Annotated in this window: 12 protein-coding genes; 5 read left to right on the top strand and 7 right to left on the bottom strand. The window is 46.7% G+C overall.

The window, feature by feature from the left end:
- The first annotated feature begins 23 nt into the window (after positions 1-23).
- Entirely contained in the window at positions 24-1,946 is a 1,923-nt protein-coding gene (locus CEQ32_RS05775; RefSeq protein ID WP_192959153.1) for an ATP-dependent DNA helicase, read from the top strand.
- A 230-nt stretch (positions 1,947-2,176) separates the two neighbouring features.
- Here the strand turns inward: CEQ32_RS05775 and CEQ32_RS05770 are convergent, their stop codons facing one another.
- Both CEQ32_RS05770 and CEQ32_RS05765 read right to left on the bottom strand, forming a co-directional pair.
- Positions 2,177-2,467 carry a cytochrome c3 family protein gene (locus CEQ32_RS05770; protein ID WP_037417920.1) on the bottom strand — a complete coding sequence of 97 codons (291 nt, stop codon included), beginning with the start codon at positions 2,465-2,467 and terminating at the stop codon, positions 2,177-2,179.
- Positions 2,468-2,989: 522 nt separating this feature from the next.
- Entirely contained in the window at positions 2,990-4,507 is a 1,518-nt protein-coding gene (locus CEQ32_RS05765; protein WP_088585674.1) for a methyl-accepting chemotaxis protein, read from the bottom strand.
- Between the two features lie 470 nt (positions 4,508-4,977).
- Here CEQ32_RS05765 and pheS point away from each other — a divergent pair, with 470 nt between their 5' ends.
- The 4 genes from pheS to lpxM all read left to right on the top strand — a co-directional run bounded on the left by pheS (position 4,978) and on the right by lpxM (position 9,697).
- Positions 4,978-5,961 carry a phenylalanine--tRNA ligase subunit alpha gene (pheS, locus tag CEQ32_RS05760; protein ID WP_037417925.1) on the top strand — a complete coding sequence of 328 codons (984 nt, stop codon included), beginning with the start codon at positions 4,978-4,980 and terminating at the stop codon, positions 5,959-5,961.
- Positions 5,962-5,975: 14 nt separating this feature from the next.
- On the top strand, positions 5,976-8,363 hold the full coding sequence (pheT, locus tag CEQ32_RS05755; protein WP_088585673.1) for a phenylalanine--tRNA ligase subunit beta: 2,388 nt from the start codon (positions 5,976-5,978) through the stop codon (positions 8,361-8,363).
- 3 nt (positions 8,364-8,366) lie between these two features.
- Positions 8,367-8,663 carry an integration host factor subunit alpha gene (ihfA, locus tag CEQ32_RS05750; protein ID WP_011622581.1) on the top strand — a complete coding sequence of 99 codons (297 nt, stop codon included), beginning with the start codon at positions 8,367-8,369 and terminating at the stop codon, positions 8,661-8,663.
- Positions 8,664-8,758: 95 nt separating this feature from the next.
- On the top strand, positions 8,759-9,697 hold the full coding sequence (gene lpxM / locus CEQ32_RS05745) for a lauroyl-Kdo(2)-lipid IV(A) myristoyltransferase (RefSeq protein WP_088586950.1): 939 nt from the start codon (positions 8,759-8,761) through the stop codon (positions 9,695-9,697).
- 92 nt (positions 9,698-9,789) lie between these two features.
- Here the strand turns inward: lpxM and hypA are convergent, their stop codons facing one another.
- The 5 genes from hypA to hypB all read right to left on the bottom strand — a co-directional run bounded on the left by hypA (position 9,790) and on the right by hypB (position 13,402).
- Positions 9,790-10,146, bottom strand: a complete 357-nt coding sequence (gene hypA, locus CEQ32_RS05740; RefSeq protein WP_088585672.1) for a hydrogenase maturation nickel metallochaperone HypA — start codon at positions 10,144-10,146, stop codon at positions 9,790-9,792.
- Entirely contained in the window at positions 10,146-11,165 is a 1,020-nt protein-coding gene (hypE, locus tag CEQ32_RS05735; RefSeq protein ID WP_088585671.1) for a hydrogenase expression/formation protein HypE, read from the bottom strand. The genes hypA and hypE overlap by 1 nt, the downstream gene beginning before the upstream one ends.
- Positions 11,158-12,297: a hydrogenase formation protein HypD gene (hypD, locus tag CEQ32_RS05730; protein ID WP_037417937.1), complete on the bottom strand. Its 1,140-nt coding sequence runs from the start codon at positions 12,295-12,297 to the stop codon at positions 11,158-11,160. The genes hypE and hypD overlap by 8 nt, the downstream gene beginning before the upstream one ends.
- A 62-nt stretch (positions 12,298-12,359) precedes the next feature.
- The gene (locus CEQ32_RS05725; RefSeq protein WP_037417941.1) at positions 12,360-12,605 is read right to left on the bottom strand and encodes a HypC/HybG/HupF family hydrogenase formation chaperone; all 246 of its coding nucleotides are present in this window, start codon (positions 12,603-12,605) and stop codon (positions 12,360-12,362) included.
- Positions 12,605-13,402 (bottom strand): hydrogenase nickel incorporation protein HypB, encoded by a 798-nt coding sequence (gene hypB / locus CEQ32_RS05720; RefSeq protein ID WP_069455049.1) that lies wholly within the window; start codon positions 13,400-13,402, stop codon positions 12,605-12,607. Before hypB ends, CEQ32_RS05725 begins: the two co-directional genes overlap by 1 nt.
- Positions 13,403-13,599 lie beyond the last annotated feature (197 nt).

Genomic DNA, 13,599 nt, shown 5'->3' with positions numbered 1-13,599 from the left:
AGTTGCTTGATGCTCCTCGTTCGATGAGCAGATTGACGAATGAAGTGCTGCGCGCTTTTGCCAGCGATGGCGTGCTCGCTAAGTATATTCAAGGGTTTAGTGCGCGTCATAGTCAGGTTGAGATGGCGCAAATCATCAGTGAAGCGATTGCGAGTAAGGGCAATGCACTGATCGAAGCGGGTACAGGGGTCGGTAAAACCTTCGCCTATTTAATTCCCGCTATGTTAAGTGGCAAGCAAGTGATTGTCAGTACTGGCAGTAAAAACTTGCAGGAACAATTGTTTTTAAAGGATTTACCCGCATTGACATCTATGCTTGGGATTGCGCCCAAGCTTGCGCTATTAAAAGGTCGCAATAACTATTTGTGTCAGTATCGGCTTGATAGGCAGATGCAGGAGGCCAGCCATATTGAGGCGCGATTATTGGACGATTTACTCAAAATCAACCAATGGGCGGGCATGAGTAAAGACGGCGATATTGGTGGCTTAACCTCAGTGCCTGAACATTCTCCCGCGCTTCCCTTAGTCGTCAGTACCAAAGAGACCTGTCTTGGCCAGCGCTGCGAATTTTATGATGCCTGTTTTACCCGTAAGGCTCGCAGCCGCGCGATGGATGCGAAAATCATCGTCGTAAATCATCACTTATTCTTTGCAGACAGTGTGTTAAAGGACACAGGCTTTGCTGAATTATTACCCGATCCCGATGTGGTGATCTTCGATGAAGCGCATTTGCTGCCGGATATCTGCGTCAGTTATTTTGGCCAGCAATCCTCGAGTCGCACTATCGATGATTATCTGCAAAAGTTATTGCAGATTTATCAAACGGAGCTCAGCGATACGGGGCAGATTGCCCAATTTTGTCAGCGTTGTTTAGCCAAATTGAGTGACTGGCATAATGGATTGTTTTCTATTGCCGAGTCGGATTGGCGTATGCTGCTTGGCAATAAGTCAATTGCGCTAGCATCATGGGATTTACTCGCAGAGTTAACCGCGCTGCAAAAACTCTTGCTCGCCCATGTGGGGCGCAGTGAGTTATTAGATGATATTGCCGTTAAACTGGCGGACCTTAACCATAAGCTCAATCAGTTTTTCCAATGTGACAATCCACAGGCTGCCTATAGTGTTGAATTTGGTAGCCGTTTTGTGATGCTACGGATTTCACCGATTAATATTGCCCGCGAATGTCAGCAGTTATTTGTGGCCAATACCAGTTGGATTTTTACCTCGGCAACCTTACAAGTGAACCGCAGCCTAGGGCATTTTGCCAAGGAGTTAGGGATCAGTGAGGCCAAGGCGCATATTTTGGATAGTCCCTTTGATTATCCGCGTCAGGCGTTATTTTGTGTGCCGAGGCAACTGGGCAATGTGGCGAATCAGCAGCAAGCAGTCAAACAGTTAGTCGATGTATGTGTCAAAGCGATTGAGGCAGCGCAGGGGCGAACCTTTATTTTGTTTACCAGCCATAAAATGCTTGAGCAAACGGCGTTGGCATTGCGAACTCGGACTCAATATCCGTTGCTGGTGCAGGGCCAAGCGGGTAAACAGAGTTTGCTCACAAAGTTTCGCCAACTGGGCAATGCGGTATTACTTGGCACCAGCAGTTTTTGGGAGGGGGTAGATGTGCGTGGCAAGTTATTAAGCTGCGTGATTATTGATAAATTGCCGTTTGTCTCGCCCGATGAGCCGCTTTACCGTGCCCGCGCCGACAATATTAGCCGTCAGGGCGGCGATCCTTTTACTCAAGTGTCATTACCTCAGGCGATTATTGCGCTCAAACAAGGGGTTGGACGTTTGATCCGTGACGAAAAGGACTGCGGCGTATTAATCCTGTGTGATAATCGGATTGTGAATCGCGCCTACGGACAGGCATTTTTAAACTCCCTGCCGCCGATGGCGCGCACCCGTGATTTAGATAAAGCCTTGGCGTTCTTGAGAACAATACCTTGACACTCGTCTTATGGTTTACTTGGGATGCTTAAATTTTTTTATTTTTATGGAATATGAGCGAAGTATTCAGTTGTTAGATATACATTAAGGCGATACAAACGGGGATAAAAAATGCCACCTGTGAGCAATAGATGGCAAACACCCTTGGAGGTGGGTCAAGTGGCATCCTGCCAAATGGTTCCATTCAAAACAAGTTATTCTTCGGCTTTTGGCTTTAGATTTTTAGTGAGTTAATGGCATGCTTTGCAGGCATCAGCAGGTGCTTTTTCTTCATGAGCGATATGGCAATTAGTGCATGTTAAAACACCATCATGCTTAGTATGAGCTTCACCTGCGAGTGTTTTCATTTCGCCATGGCATGATACACATTGCTCATTTTCAAAAACATAATCCGCAGAAGGTGTTTTATCCTTATGGCATGATTCACAGTCTGATCTTTCTGAATGGCTGTCGGCAAGAGATGCCGCCATTAAACTAGTAGAGAAACACAGTGCACACATGAGCATCATCTTTTTAAGCATGTTATTTTCCTTCTTTTATTGTGGGTTAAATTATCATTCTTAAGCCAGCAAATAAGCTCTTATTCGATCATAAAGAGCTAGTGGCGCAATATAAGCAATGTGCAAACATTGCTTTTTTAAATGTCTAATTAGTATTTCTCTTGAAACTTATACCGCTGTTTTATTATTAATGTGTACTGAAATACATTAGGGCTTAACAGAGTTTATTAAGCTTAAATTAATAGTTTTTTTAGATTTAACTTGGCTTCTTGAATGTATAATAGATTTTTAAGGTGACAAAACGTTGATCGTTATCAAAGGTGAATGGATGAATACTTTTTTAGTTTAAAAGTATGATCAAGATTTTATTGTGGGGGCGATAAATTCGATAATCCAAATCTAAATTTTAAAATTTAGATTTTATTTTAATTTATTTAGCAATTCTAAATTATAGAAATGAATTAATTAGGGATTAACCAGATTACGATTCGTTATTTAAGCAACAAGGGTGCTTGGGTCCCTTGTTGCTTAGCACTTCAACGATTAGATTTTTAAACCCACCATCAGCTGGTCCAATTGTCCCGCGGTGGCTTGCAACTCATCACAACCCGATACTGATTGGTTCGCCGATTGCTCGACATCGTGGGATTGATTGCGAATTTCCATCAGATTGGTCGCGATTTCGTTAGCTACGGCCGATTGTTCTTCCGCAGACGTGGCAATCAACACACTCATTTCGAACACGCGGCTGCTATGGTGGGCAATCGAATCGAGATCTTTACCCGTTTGCAGTACATGCTGTTTGCCTTCACTTGCTTGACTCACGGTGCGAGACATCACTTGAGTGAGGTTACGTGTGCCTTGTTGCAGCGACTCAATCATGGATTTAATTTCTACCGTTGCAGCTTGCGTGCGGCCAGCAAGGGTTCGTACCTCATCGGCCACTACCGCAAAACCGCGACCCTGTTCGCCGGCACGCGCCGCTTCAATCGCGGCGTTTAACGCGAGTAGGTTAGTTTGTTGCGAGATAGCATTAATGGTCGAAACCACCTCATCAATCTTACTGGCGTTGTCGTTGAGGGTATTGACGGCATTCGATGCAGCAGAAATTTCATCCGACAGCACATCAATTGCGCTTACTGTGGTTTCAATATCCTTAGAACCCGCATTAACCTGTTGATTCGCCTCTTGGGTTTCGGCGGAGGATTGCTCGGCGTTGCGCGCCACTTCTTTAACCGCAGCGGTCATTTCTTCCATCGCCGTGGCTAAGGAATCGAGGTGCTGACGTTGATTGACAGCAAGGGCTTGTCCTTGCTGCGCCGTGCTTCTAAATGATGAAACCACTTCGCGGATTTTGCTAGTGGATTCAGCAATTTGCTTCACTAGGGTATGTTGACGCTCGACCAAGGTGTCGATACTAATCGCTAAGATGCTGAACTCATCTTTCACTTCGAAGAAGTTCAATCGCCCAGTCAGATCCCCCGAGGCTGCGCGTTTAAGTGCCATCACTGTGGTGTAGAGCGCACCGCCCACAAAGGTGGAGATGTAGTAGCTAAACAGGAAGAGCACGAATAACAGCACCGCCATTAGGCTGTAGACTAAGATATTGTCATCGGCTAAAAGGGCGTTCAGTTGACGATCGTCGACGGGAATGATGGTCAGCATATTTTGATCATTAACCGAGCTAACAGCCCGATTAGGTGAACTGCTGGTATCAATACCACCACCGCTGCGCGCAAGGGTTTGTGCGCGGCTATCAGCCTCAGAAACTGTAACAATCTGAACATTCTGTAAGCCTTGGCTCAGCTGATTAGGTAAATTTTGGCGTTCTTGCTCGGGTAGCTTGCTAGAAATCTGCGCGGCGAGTTGATTGATTTTCTGGGAAGTGTCTTGGAGCCCATGCAAATGGCTTTCAAGCAGGGTATCCCTAAACTGAGTATTTAAAAATACCGCTAATCCCACAATCATAAACATCGGAACTAGGGCGAGAATTGCAAATTTGGTTTTTAAGGTCATGTGGATAAGGTATTGATCTATCCAGCGAAATTTAACTTCTTTCATTAGCGCCTCGATAAATTGGGCTGTGACCAAATGGATATCGGTCGATTTGCCATAGACTTTATGTTTTTCTGCTTAGTAAGCTGTTGCTTGTATTATTGTTGTCCAATTGCGGCATTTTTGTTTGTTTTGCAGCAATTTTGGCAAGGTACAAACATAAGTTTACAGTTTAGTTACATGTGTCGCCAGTGGTTAGTGCGTGATCACGTGACTGCTGTAAAAATCGACAAATGTCTTTCCAAGGCGATCAACTTGGAAGGTTTGTTGGGATAACACATGAATTTGCATGATAAAAACCCCGAATAAGCCCTAGTAATATGCCGCTCGCTCGCGTAAAATTTCTCTCCTTTTATTTCGTTATAGCTAGCAAAGCGTCTGGCATTAACGCCCGATAACCTGAGCACCGAAATAGCCTGAAAGTTTGGCGCCCATAGCACTTGTTTATCAAGCGCGACTATGCAGTGGAAGAGAAAATGCAGCAGTTAACTGAGATCGTAGAACAAGCCTTAGTCATTATTGACCAGGCCAGTGATCTAAAAGCACTGGATGATATCCGTGTCGATTACCTAGGTAAGAAAGGTAAGATCACCGACATGATGAAAATGATGGGCAGCTTAAGTCCTGAAGAAAAACCCGCTTTTGGTCAGGCGGTCAATGATGCGAAACAGGCCATTCAACAGAAATTAACTGAGCGCATCGACGTCCTGAGAAGTGCAGAGCTAGAAGCCAAATTAATTGCCGAAAAGATTGATGTGACGCTACCTGGTCGCACTATCGAAATCGGTGGTTTACACCCAGTGACGCGCACCATTGAACGTATCGAAACCTTTTTTGGGGAATTAGGGTTTTCGGTAAAACAAGGCCCTGAAATCGAAGATGATTTCCATAACTTCGACGCCTTGAATATCTCTGAGCACCACCCAGCGCGTGCCGACCACGATACGTTTTATTTTAATCCTAAGCTGATGTTGCGTACCCAAACCTCGGGCGTGCAAATTCGTACTATGGAAACGGAAAAGCCGCCACTGCGGATTATTTCACCGGGTCGTGTGTATCGTAACGATTACGACCAAACTCACACACCAATGTTCCACCAAGTGGAAGGTTTGCTGGTAGATGAAAACGTTAACTTCGCCGAATTAAAAGGCGTGTTGCATGATTTCCTGCGTAACTTCTTTGAGGAAGATTTGCAGGTGCGTTTCCGTCCTTCTTACTTCCCATTCACTGAGCCTTCAGCCGAAGTGGACGTAATGGGTAAAAACGGCAAATGGTTAGAAGTGTTAGGCTGCGGTATGGTGCACCCAAATGTGCTGCGTAGCGTTGGCATCGATCCAGAAAAATACTCTGGTTTTGCTTTTGGTATGGGCGTTGAGCGTTTAACTATGCTGCGTTACGGCGTAAACGATCTACGAGCGTTTTTCGAAAACGACCTGCGTTTCCTGAAGCAATTTAAATAACGGAGCTGTATAGCATGAAATTTAGCGAATCTTGGCTTCGTGAGTGGGTCAATCCTGCCGTTAGCCGTGAAGCATTATCCCACCAGATCACTATGGCTGGCCTCGAAGTCGATGGCGTTGATGCCGTGGCTGCCGAGTTCAACGGCGTTGTGGTTGGTGAAGTGGTCGAATGTGGCCAGCACCCCGATGCAGACAAACTGCGCGTGACTAAAGTCAGTGTCGGCAGTGGTGAGCTTATCGATATCGTCTGTGGCGCACCAAACTGCCGCCAAGGCTTAAAAGTTGCCGTAGCAATGGTTGGCGCGGTGCTGCCAGGCGATTTTAAAATTAAGAAGGCTAAGCTGCGTGGTATGCCTTCAGAAGGCATGCTGTGTTCATACAGCGAGCTGGGTATTGATATCGATAGCGATGGCATTATCGAACTGCCATTAGATGCGCCATTAGGCAAGGATTTACGTGAGTATCTCCAGCTTGATGATGCTGTGATAGAAGTGGATTTAACCGCTAACCGTGCCGATTGCTTAGGTATGGTAGGTTTGGCCCGTGAAGTTGGCGTGTTAAACCGTCAAGCGGTAACCGAGCCACAGTGGCAAGCCGTGACGCCAACCACTGATGCCAAAGTGGCTATTAATGTGAAGGAAACCGCAGCTTGCCCACGCTACTTAGGTCGTGTGGTGAAGAATGTGAACGTGAAAGCGGCTACGCCATTATGGATGCAGGAAAAACTGCGTCGCAGTGGTATCCGCTCAATCGATCCTATCGTCGATATCACTAACTTCGTGTTAGTTGAATTCGGTCAACCTATGCACGCCTTCGACCTTGCCAAGCTGACTGGCGATATCCAAGTGCGTTTAGGCAATGGCGAAGAGAAAATCACCCTGCTCGATGGCAGCGAAGTGACCATTCCAAGTGATACCTTAGTGATTGCCGACGATGCCCGTCCACTAGCGCTTGCTGGCGTATTTGGTGGCGAATATTCGGGTGTGAGCGACACTACCCAAGACATACTGCTTGAATGTGCGTTCTTCGCGCCGTTAGCGATTATGGGTAAGTCACGCCGTTTAGGTCTGCATACCGATTCATCACACCGTTTCGAACGTGGTGTTGACCCTGATATGCAGCACAAAGTTATGGACCGTGCGACTCGCTTAGTGCTGGATATTTGCGGCGGTGAAGCGGGTCCTGTGGTTGAAGCCAAATCTGACGCTGACTTACCAAAGCCTGCGCAAATTCTATTGCGTCGCAGCAAGTTAGATAAAATTCTGGGTCACCATGTTCCCGATAGCGACGTGGTTGAAATCCTCGAACGTTTAGGTTTCGGCGTCGTTGCAGGTGAGGGAAGTTGGCAGGTCACCACTGCGACGTATCGCTTCGATATGGCGATTGAAGAAGACTTAATCGAAGAAGTTGCTCGTATCTACGGTTACAACAACATTCCAAACGTTGCGCCCGTGGCGTCACTGCGGATGTCAGACCATAAAGAAACCGACTTAAGCCTCAAGCGCGTACGTTCGCTGTTAGTGGCCCGTGGTTTCCAAGAGGCAGTGACTTACAGTTTCGTCGATCCTAAGCTGCAAAATCTGGTTCACCCAGGTGAGCAAGCCATGGTGTTACCGAACCCGATTTCTAGCGAAATGTCGGCCATGCGGTTGTCGATGTTCACTGGATTATTGACTGCGGTTGGCTACAACCAAAGTCGTCAACAGGGTCGTGTGAGACTTTTTGAAACTGGCCTGCGCTTTGTTCCTGATATTCATGCAGAATCCGGTGTAAGACAGCAAGCAATGCTCGGTTGCGTCATTACAGGGCTTCAAAATGACGAACATTGGTCAATGGAATCGAAAACCGTTGATTTTTTCGACCTTAAAGGTGATTTAGAAGCAATTATCGGCTTGACAGTTTCCGCATCAGAATTTAGCTTTAGAGTAGCGACGCATTCTGCTCTTCATCCAGGGCAATGTGCTGAAATATTGAGAAATGATCGAGTGATCGGTCATATAGGTGCTATCCATCCTAGTTTGGAGAAGCCTTTTGGACTCAATGGTAAAACCATCGTTTTTGAGTTGGAATTGGATGCTTTATTGCATACCAGTTTACCGCTAGCCCAAGCTGTATCTAAGTTCCCGGCTAATCGTCGTGACATCGCAGTAGTCGTAGATGAAAGTGTATCTGCAGGCGATGTAATGAAATTGATAAGAAAAGTTGGCGAAAATCAGTTGGTTGGCATAAACTTGTTCGATGTATACTTAGGTAAAGGTGTTGAGCCCGGCAAGAAGAGCTTGGCGATAGCACTTACATTACAAGACACTACTCGTACACTTGAGGAAAAAGAGATCGCTGAAACTGTTGATTCAGTTGTTTCTGCCCTGAAGACCGAGTTCAACGCATCGTTGAGGGATTAAAGTATGGCACTTACCAAAGCCGAAATGGCAGAACATCTTTTTGAAACACTCGGTATAAACAAGCGTGTAGCCAAAGAGATGGTTGAGTCGTTCTTTGAAGAAATTCGAGGCGCACTTGAAAGTGGTGAGCAGGTCAAGTTATCTGGCTTTGGCAACTTTGACCTTAGGGATAAGAATCAAAGACCGGGAAGGAACCCAAAAACAGGCGAGGATATCCCGATTTCCGCTCGCCGTGTCGTGACCTTCCGTCCCGGCCAGAAACTGAAAACTCGCGTAGAAGCTTCTAACGCGGGCAAGTAATTTTAGATGTTCGACAGTAAAGCCACTCCTTCGTGAGTGGCTTTACTATTTTCTTTTTATGGTAAATGACTTTTCCACTGTCTGAGGTGATTTCTTTGTCAAGACAGCCCAAACATTTTGACCGACGTTTTCAATTGGCGTTATTGCACCCTAAATATTGGGTTACTTGGTTGGCGATCGGTCTATTAGTGATTTTTGGGATCATGCCCGCGTGGCTGCGTGATCCTATTGCTAGAACCTTGGCCAAACTGGTGGCGCCTATTGCGAAAAAGCCGATAGGTATTGCCAGGGCGAACTTAAAGGCGTGTTTCCCTGAAAAATCCGCCGCAGAAATAGAAGCCTTAATTGATGACAACGTGCAGAACTTCGTATTAGTGCTGTTATCGCAAGGTGAGCTGTTGGTACGATCTAAGGCGCATTTACGCCGCCGTGTGAATTTGATGGGCTTTGAGCATGTACAAGCGGCGCAAGCAGTAGGGCAGCCGGTGATATTTATCATGCCCCATGTGTGGCCTATTGATTATGCTGGGCTGAGGTTAAACCTCGATTTGCCCATGGTCACTATGGCAAAGGCCCATAAAAACGCGTTATTTAACTGGTTTAATAATCGAGTACGTAGCAGTTGTGGTGGCCACGTTTATATGCGGGAGGCCGGAATTCGCGCCTTATTAGCAGAGCTCAAGCAGAACAATAGCTTTTTCTACCTGCCCGATGAGGATTTAGGCCCAGATCAGAGTGTATTTACCCCGTTTTTAGGCACAGTCAAAGCGACATTACCCGTAGTTGGCCGATTAGCTCAGGCGGGAAATGCCCAAGTGCTACCGGTGAAAATTGGTTATAACCAAGCTTCACGCCAGTTTGATTTAACTGTGATGCCCGCCATTGCCGCCGAAGACATGGTCGGTAAGGAAAACGAGGCGTTAGCACTGAATAAAGCGGTTGAGCAAGTGATACTCGCTTATCCAGAGCAGTATATGTGGTTCCTAAGATTGCTAAAGACTCGCCCTGAAGGGCAAGCCTCAATTTATCAGTAAGCGTTTATTGCTTATTGTAAACCCGAATAATAATGGCTTTAAGTGTGTAGACTTAAAGCCATTTTTATCACTGAAGCCGAGCTTGTAATCGATTAAATATCCTCTGCTTGCTCCATTTCGAGCTGCATCAGCAGCATATCTTCACCCTCTAATACCCGCGTATGATAACTGTTACAGGCGGGGCACACGATTGAACGCTCACCGAGCACCGACTCTTGTTGGCAATCTGCACATTTGATCACTAGTGGCTGTAGTGTCATGCAAAGCTCGGCTTCGCGGCAGATCCCATCGAGTTTAAAGGTCTCAAACGCCGTTTGAAGTAGGGTGGGTTCGACACCGCTCATTACACCGAGTTTGATTGCTACCCGAGTAATTTTAGTTGCTTGATTTGCCCGTGCATGTTGCTCGCACTGTTCAATTAAGGCGCTTACTATAGAATACTCGTGCATTAACAAATCCTTGGTAGCAATTCACCTTGAGGCAAGTCTAAGTAACGTTTGGTATTCCATGGCGTTCTTAAGATCACTTTTCCGGGTAATTCGTCGCTGACGGTACCGATGATGGCCGCCTGCTCGCAGTGACCAAATCGTTGCATAATTTCTAACGCACCAAGGGCGATATCGTTGGGAACGGCCAGGATAAAGGTGCCTTCATTGGCTAAATCCATTGGCTCAAAGCCATAGAGTTCACACAAGCCTTTGACCTCATCACAAACCGGGATGCTCGCCTCATTAACTGTGATGCCTACATTGGCGGCAACGGCCCATTCATTTAATACGGCAGAGAGCCCGCCGCGGGTGGCATCGCGCATAGCATGCAGTGGAATATTAGCAGCGATCAATTGCTCCACGACTGGCCAGAGCGTGGCACAATCGCTTTGTAGCGTGGACTCGAGGGTAAGACCCTCACGCGCCATCAAAATAGCCGCGCCATGGCAGCCGACATCACGGGAGACAATAATCGCATCGCCGGGCGCGACATTGGCCGCCGAGATATTCGGACGTAAAATACGCCCAATGCCTGATGTATTGATAAATAAGCCATCGGCGCAGCCCTTAGGTACTACTTTGGTGTCGCCACAAACAATTCTAGCCCCACTTTGTTTCAGCTCTTTGGCCATACTGCGTACAATTGTGGTTAAGTCTTTGAGCGAAAAACCTTCTTCGATGATCACGCTACAGCTTAAATATTGAGGCTCAGCACCCATCATGGCGAGATCGTTAACAGTGCCAGCAATCGCCAGCTTACCGATATCACCACCGGCAAAAAACAACGGAGATACAGTGAAAGAGTCCGTCGTAAAGGCCGTCGCACCCTGTAATTCAAGTTTTGCGGCGTCTTCTTCGCTACGCAAAATCGGGTTATCGAATTCGGCAAAAAACAGATCGCGGATGAGTTTATTCATCTCTTTACCGCCACCACCGTGGCTGAGTTGAATCGCTTTCTCTTTGGTTGATACATCAGCCATGATGTTGCTCCTTGCTATCGATGCCTTGATAGCGGTAATAAGCATTACAAGCGCCTTCGGAGCTGACCATGCAGCTACCGAGAGGGGTTTCGGGATTGCAGCCGCGGCCAAAGACTTTGCAGTCCTTCGGTTTGGCGAGTCCACGTAGAATATCGCCGCACTGGCAAGCCTTATGATCATCAATCTCTTTGACGGGCAATCTGTCTTTAAAGCGCAGCTCTGCGTCCCTGTGTGCGTATTCATCCCTTAATTGCAGCGCAGAGTTGGGGATTGGTCCAAGCCCGCGCCAACGAAATTGCGGTCTGATCTGGAAAAACTGTTCAACTTTTGCCTGTGCGGCAAGATTACCTTGCTCAGATACAGCGCGGCTGTATTGGATATCGAGTTCTGCCTTGCCTGCGGCCTTTTGACGCACGATGCGCAGGATAGACTCCATGACATCCACGGGCTCAAAACCTGAAACCACTACCGGTGTGCCGTATTGCTCTACGGCAGGGCGATAGATTTTGGCGCCACTGATCACGCTGACGTGTGCTGGGCCAATAAAGGCATTGACCCTCGCATTAGGATCGTGCATCACGGCATCAATTGCGGGTGGGACTAATACATGGTTGATATGAAAAAACAAATTCGCCAGCTTTTCCTGCTCTGCCAGTTGCAACAATATTGCCGTCATTGGGGTGGAAGTTTCAAATCCAATGGCGAAAAACACCACGGTTTTATTTGGATTATCACGGGCAATTTTGAGCGTGTCTAAAGGGTCATAGATAGGCCGAATATCACAGCCTTTGGCTCTGAAACTGGCAAGTGAACCTTGGGAGCCGGGGACGCGGATCATATCGCCTAGCGTCACTAATATCACATCTTCCTGCTGGGCAAGCACTGCGGCTTGATCGATCCGCTCTTTAGGCATAATGCATACAGGGCAACCGGGGCCGTGGATAAACTCAATGTTATCCGGCAGCAAATCCAGTAAGCCGTATTTCATTATGGTGTGGGTATGGCCGCCACACACTTCCATAATGTTGATTTGTTGATCGAGTGAGTGAGCGACCTGGGCAATATCCTTTGCAAGCGAGGCAATGGTTTGGGGATCGCGAAAGCCTTGATAAAGTTGTTTTAATTCAAGCATGTTCAATCCTTGTCGCAGTGTATCGTCTGTGGTTTGTGATCGTTTACAACTGCGGCTGTTGCTTAATGCGTGGTTTCATTTTCAAGTTTTGCGACTATCTCTTGATATAATTCAAGGCTTTGCAGAGCATCATTGCGATCAATTTTATTCATCACAAAACCGATATGAATGAGCACATAATCACCAATAGCCAAGGGTTCAGTCATAAGATGGCTGCTGACATCGCGTCTTACGCCTAAGGTATCGACGGTTACAGATTGGCGCTCGTTATCAACTGCTACCACTTGTGAGGGGATTGATAGGCACATTATTGTGACTCTCCCACAGTGTTTCGGCGCAGATTTTCATTTAGCCAAGCGGCAACGGCATGCATGGAATCGCCATTTTTAATCGAGACTTCGAGTATTTGAGTGTCGGGATTGAGTTTTTTAAGCTGGGCTTTGGCCTCGTCGACACTGAAATCGAAGTAGGGTAATAGGTCACATTTTGTGATCAGAACCAGGTCAGCACGGCGGAACATTACTGGATATTTTTCAATCTTATCATCGCCTTCGGGAACGGAGAGCAGCACGATATTTTTATGGGTGCCCACATCATAACTGGCGGGGCAGACGAGGTTGCCCACGTTTTCCACAAAGCAAATATCTAACCCTTCCAGCGGCAAGTGATGCAAAGCACCATGCACCATAAAGGCGTCAAGGTGGCATGCACTGCCAGTTTGAATTTGATGGGCTGTAATGCCCTTTGCGATTAAGCGGTCAGCATCACGGGAGGTCTCTAAATCGCCTTCAATAACGGCGTAATTAAGTTTTGTGTACTCTTTTAAGTGCTCAAGCAAGGTCGTTTTGCCGCTACCTGGGCTACTCATTAGATTGAAGGCGGTAATATGGTGAGCCTCGAAATGGGCTCGGTTGTGGGCAGCTTCTACGTCATTTTTATCGAGAATTTTATGGATCACCGACAAGGTTTTTTTATCGTTAAGCTGAGGATTGGTATGCAATTCCTGATGTTTATGGCTGTGTTCGTGGGAATGACCTGTATGGTGATCATGCCCTTGTTGAATCGCAGAGTGGCGGGGTAGAGAGCAGCCGCAGTCTTTACACATCTTGTCATTCTCCTTGTTCTCGTCACAGATTTGAGCTGTTGTCCGAACAATATGGTGATGCTATCGAATAGGGTTAATTTGATTACGCTAATGTTAAGTGTGATACAAATCCTTAAAGGAATCTTTGATGTTCGTCAGGTTATTAGGTCGTTTTGACCCTGATCAATCAGATTTTGGCCATTTGGTCACGGCGCATA

The organism is Shewanella sp. FDAARGOS_354, from assembly GCF_002209245.2.
Lineage (GTDB): Bacteria > Pseudomonadota > Gammaproteobacteria > Enterobacterales > Shewanellaceae > Shewanella > Shewanella xiamenensis.
This window is presented reverse-complemented; position numbering and strand designations above follow the sequence as displayed.